At 48.4% G+C, this 13,176-nt stretch carries 5 protein-coding genes and 1 pseudogene; 1 reads left to right on the plus strand and 5 read right to left on the minus strand.

Annotation, left to right across the window (positions count from 1 at the left end; all coding sequences use genetic code 11):
* The 5 genes and pseudogenes from JX312_RS03060 to JX312_RS03080 form a co-directional block, all read right to left on the minus strand.
* Positions 1–866: pseudogene (locus tag JX312_RS03060) on the minus strand (L-arabinose isomerase); the annotation flags it as partial.
* Positions 867–896: 30 nt separating this feature from the next.
* Positions 897–1,595 carry an L-ribulose-5-phosphate 4-epimerase gene (locus JX312_RS03065; RefSeq protein WP_204457028.1) on the minus strand — a complete coding sequence of 233 codons (699 nt, stop codon included), beginning with the start codon at positions 1,593–1,595 and terminating at the stop codon, positions 897–899.
* Between the two features lie 29 nt (positions 1,596–1,624).
* Complete coding sequence (locus JX312_RS03070) at positions 1,625–2,311, minus strand: NUDIX domain-containing protein (RefSeq protein ID WP_204457030.1); 687 nt, start codon at positions 2,309–2,311, stop codon at positions 1,625–1,627.
* A 135-nt stretch (positions 2,312–2,446) separates the two neighbouring features.
* Entirely contained in the window at positions 2,447–4,141 is a 1,695-nt protein-coding gene (locus JX312_RS03075) for a sodium:solute symporter (RefSeq protein ID WP_204457032.1), read from the minus strand.
* Between the two features lie 31 nt (positions 4,142–4,172).
* Positions 4,173–5,333, minus strand: coding sequence for an aldose epimerase family protein (locus JX312_RS03080; protein WP_204457034.1), 1,161 nt, complete (start codon positions 5,331–5,333; stop codon positions 4,173–4,175).
* Between the two features lie 1,756 nt (positions 5,334–7,089).
* On the opposite strand from JX312_RS03080, the gene JX312_RS03085 reads away from it, so the two are divergent.
* Entirely contained in the window at positions 7,090–13,119 is a 6,030-nt protein-coding gene (locus JX312_RS03085; protein WP_204457036.1) for an RHS repeat domain-containing protein, read from the plus strand.
* Positions 13,120–13,176: the final 57 nt, after the last annotated feature.

Below are 13,176 nucleotides of genomic sequence, written 5' to 3' on the forward strand. Positions count from 1 at the left end.
TTTATGTCGTCTGTTCCGAGATCATCGAAGTTGGTTGTAAATCCCTTCGCTCCTTTTGCTTTGAGAATGGCACGAAGAGTAAGCTCGGCATGAGCCGCATTCCACACTGACTTATATTCTGCCGATGCGGGAACCTCCATGTCATGGTTATGCTCGTAAAGGCGGAAATACTCATTAACAAGACGTCGGATATCATCTTCCTTAATCTGTTTGTGATATTCCATCAATTCGCTTACCGGACAATAATCCACATGATAACCGAGACGCTGCTCGGCTTCAACTTTGTCACCGTCAGTAACTGCCACGTTGTTCATCTGGTCTCCAAAACGGATAATCAGCATATCCTGTGCATCAGCCCATGCGACAGCTACTCGCTCCCAGACTGCGATTTTCTTCAGAACTTCTTTGTCTGTCCAGTGACCGACAACTACTTTGCGGCGAATGCGCATGCGGGTGCAGATATGTCCGAACTCGCGGTCTCCATGCGCGCTCTGGTTTAGATTCATGAAATCCATATCGATTTCATTCCATGGAATTTCTGCATTATACTGCGTGTGGAAATGCAGCAACGGCTTTTTAAGCTGTTGAAGCCCGTGAATCCACATCTTGGCAGGAGAGAATGTATGCATCCATGTAATCACACCTGCACACTTGGAATCATTGTTAGCAGCCTTCATCAGTTCACTGACCTCGCGTGATGAGTTCGCAGTTCCTTTATAGACAACTTTTACAGGCAGGACACCGGATTTGTTAAGACCCTCTACCATCTCTTTGGAATGAGCATCCACTTTTACTACGGCATCACCTCCATAAAGAAGCTGGGCACCGGTTATCCACCATATCTCATATTGATCAAAAATTTCCATTGCTATGTAATATTAATGTTGTTTGACGTATTATTTGTTATTCGACTGCCCATAATATGCATTGGGTCCGTGCTTGCGGGAGAAATGCTTCTCAACCAGCAGCGGATTCATCGTCAACGAGGGATTGACTGTATATGCGATACTTGCCATTTTTGCTATCTGCTCAAGCACAACAGCATTATGCACGGCATCAGCCGGAGTGGTTCCCCACGCGAACGGTCCATGATTCTTGACCAGAACGCCCGGAGTATGCATCGGATTCATGCCCCCGAAACGCTCGATTATCACATTCCCGGTCTCAAGTTCATAATCACCTTTGACTTCTGGTTCAGTCATGTCTCTTGTGCATGGCACCGCATCGTGGAAATAATCGGCATGGGTAGTGCCAATGTTGGGAAGATCAATTCCTGCCTGCGCCCATGCCGTGGCATAAGTTGAATGGGTGTGCACTACACCCCCGGTCTCCGGAAAAGCCCGATATAGAGCAAGATGTGTCGGGGTATCTGAGGATGGTCGTAAAGATCCTTCAACCACATTTCCTGAGACAAGGTCTACAACAACCATATCATCGGCTTTCATATCATCATAACTCACTCCGCTGGGTTTGATCACAACAAGACCTTTCTCTCTGTCAATGCCGGAAACATTTCCCCATGTGAAAATGACAAGACCATGTTTCACGAGGTCGAGATTTGCTTTAAAAACTTTTTCTTTTAATTCTTCGAGCATAAGGAGAATTATTATAGAATTATAATACACTACATTTTAAAACTTTCCACACCTGCGGCATCACTGCTGAATTCATAAAGTCGCGCGCCGCGACGTGAATTCTCCTTGTCTACCAAATCTGTACACACAATGCAACTGTTTTCCAAAGCGCGGCGTCTGAAATTACGTTTGTCTATTTTCACACTAAGCAATGTTTCATACAATTGCTGAAGCTGAGTCAGGGTGAATCGCTGGGGCAACAGACGAAACGCTATAGGTTCTGTCCGGAATTTGGTCTGGATCTTCTTGATCGCTTTCTTAATCATTTCGTTGTGATCAAGACAAAGACTCGGAATATTATTAAAGTCAACCCAATGGGCGTTATGAGCTTTCAGAATCTCATGGTCAATATCCGGAAAATTCAGCAATGCCGAATATGCAACCGACACTACCCTCTCTCCAGGATCTCGCTCGACCTCTCCGAAAGTACCTATCTGGTGCATATATACGCCATCAAGTCCTGTCAGATTCTTCAGAATCCTTTGCGCGGCGTTGTCAACACTCTCATCATAGTTGACAAAACCACCCACTAATGACCACTCACCTTTGTGCGGCTCGAAATCTCGCTGTATAAGCAAGAGCTTCAGATTACCTTCATTCAAACCGAACACGATACAGTCAACACTCAGATACAATCTGTCATGCTGCTTATAATAGTTGTTTTCTTTCTGTGCCATTTCAGATAATGCTTATTATCAAGACCGCCATGCCAGAATCAGCTCAGACAAATTCCATGCGATCTTCAAAATCTGAATACAATTTAGATGCAAAATTACTGAATGAACTTGTCTTNCACAGCAGAACACCATATATTACCAGAAATATATGTAGAATGCAACCGTTATGCCAAGGATGATTATTGAGTTTACAATATCCCATGCATTCCAGCTGTGACGGGTAGCAAGACGCTGTTCGGGAGTAGATGTGCCAAATACAAGCCCCTGTATTTTTGAAGCATCGGGGGCTTTTGTGCACATTGAAACTACAAAACCGACTGCAAGACACAGCAACAACATCCATCCGCAGAAGAACAACCAATTCTCATCATAGAAAATCTGTTGGAAAATACTGGGATTTTCTGATGCGCCCGCCTCAACCCCGAGGTTTGAATAATAGATTTTCGCTCCAAGTCGTGTAAGACCGATAATCATACCGGTCAGCAATGCCCACATACCGCCTTGAGCAGAAGCCCTCTTCCAAACGATACCTAAAAGGAATGCCGCTGCAATTCCAGGTGCAAGAACAGATTGAACGTCCTGCAGGTAGAGATACAGAACATCTCCGATGGAACGCATCACCGGAATCCACAGGATACCGAGAATCACAATCACAACAGTCGCAGCCTGTCCGATCTTAACAAGTCTCTTGGGATCGGTCTTGGGTTTGAATCGCTGATAAAAGTCAATTGTGAACAATGCGGCTGATGAATTGAACAATGACGCAAGTGAACTCATCAATGCCGCAAGTATTCCACATACGATAAGACCCTTGATTCCTGCCGGAAGAAGTTTTGCCACCAAAGTGGGGAAAGCAGCATCGGAATTTGGAAGACCACTGGGAAGCATTGGAAGGAAGGAACCGAGTTTCTGGTGCAAAGCGAAAGCGATCATTCCGGGTATAAGGAAAAGGAATACCGGAAGAAGTTTAAGATAAGCACCGAAAATTGTGCCTCGTCTCGCTTCCTTCTCATTTTTTCCGGACAACACGCGCTGCACAATAAACTGGTCTGTACACCAATACCAGAAACCGATTACAGCGGATCCGATCAACGCCCCGAGCCAAGGATATTGCGCGTCATTGTTATCACGAATTAGATTTACCATAGTATCACCGTATTCGTTAACTTTTGCAGAAGAACAAATACGCATCATTTCTTCCCAGCCACCAAGTTCTTTAAGTCCAAGAACCAGAATGATCAAGGATCCGAGAAGCAATATCGGTGTTTGCAGGACTGATGTATACAATACCGATTTCATACCTCCGAAAATCGTATATAATGCAGTTATAAGCACCAGACCTACTGCCGCAATCCAGAAGAAATCTATTCCCCATAACTTGTCGATTCCGAATACCTGCTGAAATACAAGACCTCCGGCATAGACTGTTACCGCTACTTTTGTAAGCACATAGCTTATCAAAGAAATTGTCGCAAGAATTGTACGGGACTGTGGATTAAACCTACGCTCGAGGAATTCCGGCATGGTATAAACCATCGAACGGGAATAAAAAGGCACGAACACCCAGCCGAGAATAAGTATCATCCATCCCTGAATCTCCCAATGAGCCATTGCCATTCCGGAAGAAGCTCCGGAACCTGCAAGACCGATGAGATGTTCGGAGCCGATATTCGATGCAAAGATAGAGGCTCCAATAGCTATCCATGTCGCATCTTTGCCGCCAAGGAAATAATCAGCGGCATTGTTCTGTTTCTGGCGCATCACCCATACGATTATGCCTATGAGGGCAAGAGCAAATAGAATGATAACTACCCAGTCGAGTAATGCCATAATTAAAGTAGTTAGATTTTAAGTATTATGATTATTGTTTAGTCGAAAATTTATAGACGCATGTGCTGCCGTATGTTTCACTCGGGCGAAGAGTCGCAGAAGGCCATGCCGGTTTATTAGGAGTGTCAGGATATTTCTGAGTCTCAAGACAAAGACCATGACGCTGATTATACACCTTTGCTTTTTTACCTGTCACGGTTCCGTCAAGGAAATTGCCGGTATAGAACTGCACACCGGGTTCATTGGTGAATACCTCAAGCACAATACCTGAACGTGGATCAAAGACACGAGCCGCACATTCCTCAAGACTGCCGTTCGTATCAAGCACAAAATTATGGTCAAATCCGTTTCCATATCGAACCTGCACGAAATCAGACTCTATATCCTTGCCGAGAAGTTTCTCTTCCGTGAAATCCATAGGAGTGCCTTTTACTGGCACGATCTCACCCGTTGTCATGAATGTGCTGTCAACGGGAGTGTAATTGGATGCGTTGATCCATACATTCTCATCAGTGACACTGAGTTCGGGATCCCCGGAAAGGTTGAAATACGAATGATTAGTAAGATTGATTATGGTCGGTTTGTCTGTTGTAGCGGAATAATCAATTCGAAGAGCATTATCCGACTGCAAAGTATATTTGACAAACGCCTTTACATTTCCCGGAAACTGATTGTCGCCATCGGGAGAGTCAATGGAAAGTGTGAGGGTTGAATCAGTGGCGTTCTCTATCTTATAGACACGATATTGCCATCCGAGCGACCCCATGTCTGTGCCGCCATGCAGACAATGTCCGTAATTGTTCCGAGGCAACTGTATTGTGTCACCGTCAAGCACAAAACGTCCCTGATTGATTCTGTTGGCATATCTGCCTATCGCTGCACCGAAATCAGATTTGTTGACCTCTGGCGTATAGCCGCCTACACTGTCAAAACCCAAAACTACATCCTTAAATTCACCGCTTTTGTCGGGAACCATGATTGAAACTATTCTGCCGCCGTAATTTGTGACACACACCTCCATGCCTGACGCATTTGAGAGGGTTATCAGAGCGGTTGAATCTCCGTTTATAACCGATTCGAATTTTTGGGGATCAAGTCCTGATTTTGTCAATTGAGCGGCATCCTTTCCTGTGCCACAAGAGCAAACGCCCGCCAATGATAGCACAAATGCCGAATAACCAAGGAGTTTCATGTTAGATATTTTAATATAGCAATTAATATAAATTCACCTTAAGACACAGATTTTTATTAATCTGCAATAATGGGTGTAAAATTAACACTTATTATTTATTCTGAAAGATTTTTTTTTATGTTTTACAACATATTGTTGTAACTTTGCAGTCTGGCAATACGGATGTCAATGCATGCCCGATACACCGTAACATTTCCATTTACCATGATTCTATACACGCATATTGCCTGACTTCCTGATCAGCCAAGTGTATTTTTGCAGTTGATTTTATATCTGTCTAAGTTTTCTTTGCAAGGCAATAATTCACCGCAAACATACTCAGAATCCATGCTCCATAGAGTTTTTCGGCCACATCATCATGGCTGCTGTGTAGTTTTCATTTTGATGCCTTGAAATTAAGAGCTTGTTAAAAAATAAACGTAAAATTTAGGGCGGCTCACTTCCAGATAAAATCCATTTAAGGCAAAGGAGCATAGCGGGCTTGTATGTTAAGAAGTTGTTTAAAAAAAATGTGAATTTGGGGTCGCAATCTTGGGCAGATTTCTCCTTTCGTCGCAGTCACATAGTCATATAGTCACATAGTCACATAGTCAAATAGTCACATAGAAGCCCGCTATGCTTATTCTTCAACTCGTGAAATTCCCTCGAAAAAACCTCTTCATGTGTAATTATAATAAGGAATTATTTTTATTAATTCCTTATTATTTTTGGCAGTATAAAATAAATTTGCTATCTTTAGGCAGTTTTATTAAGCATACTGCTATAAATTTGAAGATAATGGTCATATTTTTGCCACTCTCGCTCCTGATGACTATTGCCGCGGTCACCTCCCCGGATATGCCGTTGCGGGTTGTTTCGGGATTCCGTGTGGAGGATGTGCGCATCAAAACTGATTCGGTTACGGATTTCTCATTCATTAGCAAATATGGGTCTGCAGTTGAATGGCAGTATTTCAGGAAAGATTCGCACATCATTGAGCACCGAGGCAACGAATGGCTGCGCTTCAGCCAGCGTGCGGACACGCTCGAGCTTCGGCACAGAGAGACTTGCAGAGAAAAAAGGGAATCCCGCATTATCCTTTCCCCTCATGTCGCAGCCGACACAGTCTATTCCTCAAATACCCGCCGCGACAGGTCGTTCCTTTACAGTGATTCCGGTTCTTACATCATCACCCAATCTCGGTGTCCGCTCCTTATCCTGGCTGAGGGGGATACGCTCCATGATGTAACGGCAGAGAAAATACGGGTCTCCTATTGCAGACGGCAGATATCCGGTGATGGAGAAACCTCAAAAAACTTGTTTCCCAAATTCATTGAGACCGAAACAACGTGGAGAGCCGGGCAAGATAATTCCATTCCGTATGCCATGACACGCAGCATAGAGCGCATCTCCAAAGCGAATGACACCACAATAACCGTAGAGTCTGTATGTTTCCCAAGGGCACTCAACGTTGTCGGATCCGGTTTCGACAGACAGTATACAAGAAAGGGAAGTAAAACTCCAGTCTATCTCCAACAAACGGAACAAATGAAAGAAGCAGCCGAGGCTCCACATTTTGAAGTGACGGGCAATTCCCTGCATGTATCGTCTACGGGAAAATTCAACGTGATCATTACCGACATANCCGGCAGAGTGCTGCTGACGNATTCTGCTACGGATGCATGCGTAATTGACATCTCCCGATTTACTGGTAATGAGATAGTTGTGTCGATTTCCAATAAAGCCAAACATATATCAAGAACAATAATACCACGTCATGAATAGGATCGTCATACCAGTCGTGTTTCTACTGTCAGCGCTGCTCCTCAAGCCGGCACAAGCCGGCAATGCCAGCAAACAGGACAGTATTTCCCCGGTGCATCGCGCTCTAGCATCGGGAGACGCGTGGCGGCCGCCGACATCGATCGCGGAAATGATCGCTCCCCCGTCGCCGGAAGTGGCGGCGATGCTCCNGCACTCCGACGAGGGAATATCATATGCGGAGGGAACTGCTTCCCTTGCAATCCCCCTGTACGAGTGGGACTGTGGCGACATCCGCACCTCCCTGTCCATGCGTTATTCCATACGTGGCTACCGCATAGACGAACGTGCCGGATGGNNAGGGCTTGGATGGAGCTTCTCAGGTGGCGGATGCGTGGCAAGGACAATACTCGGGATGCCTGATGAACAGCACTCTGTCGACATACGCAGCACNCTGTCGATAAATTCCAACGCCTCCGGTCATCAATATTTCATCGATCTCGAAAAACATGCCAAAGAGGCGATGCTCGATCGCTATAGCTACTCTTGTGCCGCAGGTTCCGGATCGTTCGTAATCATGGACGGATGCATAATACAGACCCCGCGCAGCGACAACACAATAGAATTTTGCGGCGATACTCGGGACGGGGTCAGGGATTTCGCAATAATATCACCCGACGGCACACGTTACGTATTCTCCGTCCGCGAGCACATCGACTTCACCTACCATCCGATGGTGCTTGCAGTTCCCGCACGAGACGACAGCTACCGGAACGCCGTGTCGGCATGGCACCTCTCTTCAGTGACCTCGCCCGGAGGAGAGACCGTGACCTACTCCTACGCTTCCGTGGGAACGTGGTCGAGGAGTGACGGACCTTCAGCGGGCACATATACAATCCTGAACAGAAGCCAGTCTTTTCCTTCCGTGGAGGTATTCTACGACAACGGCACCACGTACACGGGAAATTCAACCAAAGCCATCACAACCTTCCACGACCAGAAGATCCTTCAACGCATATCATCGCGCACGGCAACCTTGGTCTTCACTCATTCCCCGAGAAAACTGTCGGGAGGCAATGACATTCCGCAGATGCTCAGTTCTGTCCGCATCCTTACACCGGGAGGCAGGTGCGTGCGTGACATCTCTTTCGACATAACGCAGTCGGCAAGTGTGCCATCCATTCTCAAAGGGATAACCGTGAAGTCAGAGGGTGTCCTGCTTGACAAGCATACCTTCGCTTACTNNCTGCCGTCCGGAGTCTGGNNATGCGATATTTTCGGTTTCGCCAACGGACCCACGACGGGACACAGGGCGGTGATAGACATAAACACCGGCAACGTTGCCGATGCGGCGAAATTCAGTGCCGGTCACGCGCACGCGCGCACCTTGAGGTCGCACTCCAACGCGCTCGGTCTCGTCACGGAATACCAGTACGAACCTTCGGATCCCGTGACCTTCGCGCCGTTCGGTCAATCCGTACCCTCATGCCGCATCCCGGTAGGTGTGCGCATTCGCAGAATAACTGACAAAGATGCCGTCTCCGGAAGAATGAGAATACGGGAGTTCCTGTATTCATCACCTGAATGCGACATCGATTTTGCAAATGTCAACGCATCCGCGTTCATATCCATGAGCGGAGAACAGAGCTACATGGGTCTTCGACCCGTAGCCCCGCAACCGGACGNATCCACCACCCTGTCGTTCNTCTCCCGCCCCAGANTTCCAGGATTCTCCCCGGAACGCGCCACAATGCGTTACGCGGAAGTGACGGAACTTGTCAGCGGCACAGCCGTCACGGTTCCCATACGCACAGTCAGGAGATACGACCTTTCAAGGTGCAGGCTGCGCTTCGTCCTGACACAGCTACCGAGATACGGCATGAACGCTGACAGGAATATAGGGGAAATAATGCTGCCCCCGCAAGGAGTGCCGGAAGGGGTAAGGCTCGCGCTCGGACATGGCTGCAACCTGCCCGGAGGTTTCGAGGAGAGACTTGGAGCGGCACCGGTGCTCATTGAGAAAACGGAATACGGACACCGTAACGGAGAATACCACCCGATTGTCAGCGAGAAGTATTTCCACTGCNCCATCGACNCTGCGNCAATACGTACAGGTTTTTTCCACGACGCGGCAGTGNGCGACATAANAAACGCCTATGGAGTACGGAAATNGGACTGGCAGTCAACTTCAGATNTCACATTCTCAGAGATCTCGATGACTCATCTGAACACACGTCTCGACTCAGTTGCCGCCACACGATATTTCCCGGACGGTTCGAGCCGTCTTGCCTCCGTGAAGCATCTGTATTCCACGACAGCACCCATGCTGATACCCATACGGGCGATAGGGAAAGACATTTACGATCTCCCGATCATGTCCGGCATCGAAAATGTGCACAATCCGTTCGGCTCCGACAGCGTTAGCATGTCGAACGGGATGCGCCTGCACATAGGAACGCGCCTGTGTGAGGGCGGCCGTATAATGGAGCATTACACTGCATATTCATCAAACATGACACCGAAGGTGTTCCGGACAATGACGGCTGCCGGACAAAAGACTCTTCCGGTACTGGAGATATGGATCGCGGATGGACGGGACACCATAACAAAGAAAACGGAATATGGAAGGTACAGCTCCTGCTGGCGTCCAACGGCGATCACCCTCACCTCCCCTTCGGGGAAGACGGTAGACAGACTGGTCGTGTCGGGATACACACCTTACGGAAAACCGGCTGGCGTGAAGCGGAGAGGAAAACCGGAGAACGTATACTCTTGGGGAACCATAGCAGGACAGGAGAACCTGCTGATGTCTCTGACGGTAAAGGGAGACAACCGGTCAGCGTCCCTGACAACCTNATTCACGCACGAAGAGCTGACGGGATGCACATCGGTGACAGCTCCGGATGGATCAACCATATCCTACGGATACGGGGGAGGCAGACTCGTGTCGGAAACAAACCCTGACGGCAAGATAATAAAAGAATACGGATATGACCTGCAGTCATCAGGCGTGGACGGACAGAATGCCATCTCCGGGAGGACTCTTGTCAACGGGACGTCCGCTTCGGAGGGAACCTTCGCTGAAACAATAACCCGGCACGACGGATTCGGGATGCCGAGGCTGGAACTTAAGAAGGACTTCGGACAGGGCGGGGATGTCATTACGGGCGCATGGTCGTACGATGCGTTGCACCGCACGACAAGGGCATGGAACCCGCTTCCATTGTCAGAAGTGAATGAAGCTCTCGATTCTGACATGCCGCTGGAGAATGCCGCCGTAACCCTATATTCGGATGCCACCGCCTACCGGGAGATGGTTTATCCGGCNTCCCACGACAACATGCCGACAGAATCTTCCCTTCCGGGTGCCGACTTCCGGCAACATCCCGCACACGCGGAGAAGCTATGCTCAAGATCGCAGGCAGGTGAATACCGGGTGATCCGCTATTCATGCGACGGGAACACTCTGAGATCTTCCGGTGTATGGTCCGACGGGGAACTTGACTGTATCGCGGAGACCGACGGGAACGGCGCGAGGAAACTGACCTTCTCGGATGCAGCCGGCAATACGGTACTTNTCAGGAGAGTAATATCCTCAGGGATATATGCCGATACGTACACCGTACACGATCCCTGGGGGAATCCACTTGTAGTTCTTCCGCCGGAGGCTTCCCGGAAGTTAAAGTCGACAGAATCGACATGGCAGCTGGCAACAAATTCCATAATCGCGGATTACGCGTTCGTCTACACATATGATTCCGCGATGAGACTGCGCTCGATGAAAACTCCGGGCTGTGCGGCCGTGAGATACGCTTACGACAGTGAGGGAAGGCTTTCATTCACGCAGGACGGCAACNNCGCGNCGAGTGGAAGGTGTTCTTTTATACTTTATGACTCTTTCGGGCGGCAGGCAGTGACCGGGACATGCTCGGACATACCGCGCTTATGGTTATCCGACATGTCGGACTCTACCCCACCCGNCTCAACTGCCCTCACGGGCAATATCGGTGAAGGATTCCTCGGGACCGGCTACTCGATATCCTGCAGCACGGGAGAAGNCGTATCAATTTCCNACGCCACGATGCTGACAGCCAGCTATTATGACAACACGGGCATGCAGACGGGGTCTCTTGCTGCGGTGTTGCAAGCTCCGGGACTGTCTGACAATGAGGGCGTCAGCGTAATGACCCGGATGAGCTACGCTCCGGGTGGTATACTCGTGAGATCGGAATCCGTATTTCCCGATNNAAGACAGTTGATATCGGAGATTGTCCCGACTGTTGCCGGACTGCCTTCGTTAGTGACGGAGACTCTTGCCGACGGTTCCGGTGACGGGTGGTCACACTCGACATCGTATGTCTACGACCCCTTCGGGCGCATTTTGTCCGCGAAGGTTACTGCAGATGGTAACGCAGCAAACACACAGGCATCAATTGTCAACGGATTCGATGAGACGGGCAACGTGAGAAGCATCGCATACAACGGTAATTCGTTGACAAGGAACATCACCCGCGACATACGGGGTGCCGTGTCCGGATGGTCGATGCCGGAGTTCGGTCAACAGCTTACGTATGGCGACGGCAGCGCGATGGCGGACTGGTGCGGGAGAATAACGTCAAGGACTTCGGAACTGGGTGAATACAGGGGAAGATACGACTATTACTACAATACATTAGGATTCCTGACACGGGCTGCATTCTCTTCCGACACCCACCGGAAAATGGATTTCTCCGCGTCGTATGACTATGACAGGCAGGCGAATCTGACATACATAAAAAGGAGCGGAATGCTCCCCGNTGACAGATNCGGCACAATCGTCGACAAGGCGGTAATGCGCAAAGGGAACCGCATAAATAAAGTATACGGGAATGATGCCGAAGATGCACTGATCGAGAACCAGCCGCAGATAACCGCATCGGGAACCGGATGTACGTACNATAACAACGGCAACCTGACCTCCGATCCGTCACGCGGGATACGGGACATCGAATGGAGCGAGACGGGTAAGCCGCTGCGGGTGTCCTTCGTTTCGGGTGAGGAGATATGCTACCGCTATGCCGCGACAGGAGAAAAGCTGTCGGAGGTGTTCGTTGACACGGACGGGAGTATACTACGCAGACGCGACATCTACGGGAGCTATGAGTTCACTGACGGAAGCCTCGACCGCACACAGGTCGGGGGAGGATACCTCGACAGCAGAGGTGTGTTCCACGTGTACGTCACCGACTATCAGGGGAACGTTATCGGTATCNTAAACGCAAAGACCGGGACGCCAGTACAGTTCACCGACTACTATCCCTACGGCATCCCGCACGCCACGGCTTACAGCCCGGAGGCGAACCGNCGCAAGTTCGGTGGAAAGGAATACACCTCCGAGNTCGGGTTCAGCTCCTGCGATTTCGGCGCACGCCTGTACTCCCCGTTGCTCTGCGTATTCGACTCCCCGGATCCAAAGGCCACAACATACACCCANANCTCCCCTTACGCGTACTNCGCAGCTGATCCCGTCAATTTCATAGACCCGACCGGAATGAATCCAGTATATAATAGTCGTGGAGAATTTCTAGACATGACCATTGAAGGATTAACAGGAGAAATATTAATATATTATGGAGAAAACGCAATTAATTTCTCCTCATTAACATTCGATCAATGCTTGTCAAACCAATGGGATAATATATTTACCCTTGATATAACAACATTAGAGAATGATGCCTTATCGAATATCTGGACTGATATAGTATCACGTTTTGAGGGATTACAAGTATTTGATGAAACATTTTCATTATCGACAATATCAGACGGGAAGATACAAGCTGGTTATATTAAAGATGGTCACTGGGAGACAGATGGTTCTTATACAAGATCTTTTAAACCTCCAATTATACGAGGTTATGGTTCTACCAGACCATATGAGAATACAGTTGAGAATATAGCATCAAGCTTGATTGTCCATGAATGGTATTCACATGCAATGAAAGGTACACATGACGTATATAAATCACATAGATTAGCATACAAAAACGTAATCACTGGCGTCTCTTAAAATCTGTTAATGCGAAATTGTTAAACTCTGTATTCATGTTGGTTACGCGATTTTCTG

Origin of the sequence: Barnesiella sp. CU968, assembly GCF_905219685.1 — a bacterium.
GTDB classification, from domain to species: Bacteria; Bacteroidota; Bacteroidia; order Bacteroidales; family Muribaculaceae; genus Lepagella; species Lepagella muris_A.

Bases quoted from the DNA above. Each gene is read 5' to 3' on its own strand.
- JX312_RS03065 (WP_204457028.1), bottom strand. From the start codon at position 1,595: ATGCTCGAAGAATTAAAAGAAAAAGTTTTTAAAGCAAATCTCGACCTC.
- JX312_RS03070 (WP_204457030.1), bottom strand. From the start codon at position 2,311: ATGGCACAGAAAGAAAACAACTATTATAAGCAGCATGACAGATTGTAT.
- JX312_RS03075 (WP_204457032.1), bottom strand. From the start codon at position 4,141: ATGGCATTACTCGACTGGGTAGTTATCATTCTATTTGCTCTTGCCCTC.
- JX312_RS03080 (WP_204457034.1), bottom strand. From the start codon at position 5,333: ATGAAACTCCTTGGTTATTCGGCATTTGTGCTATCATTGGCGGGCGTT.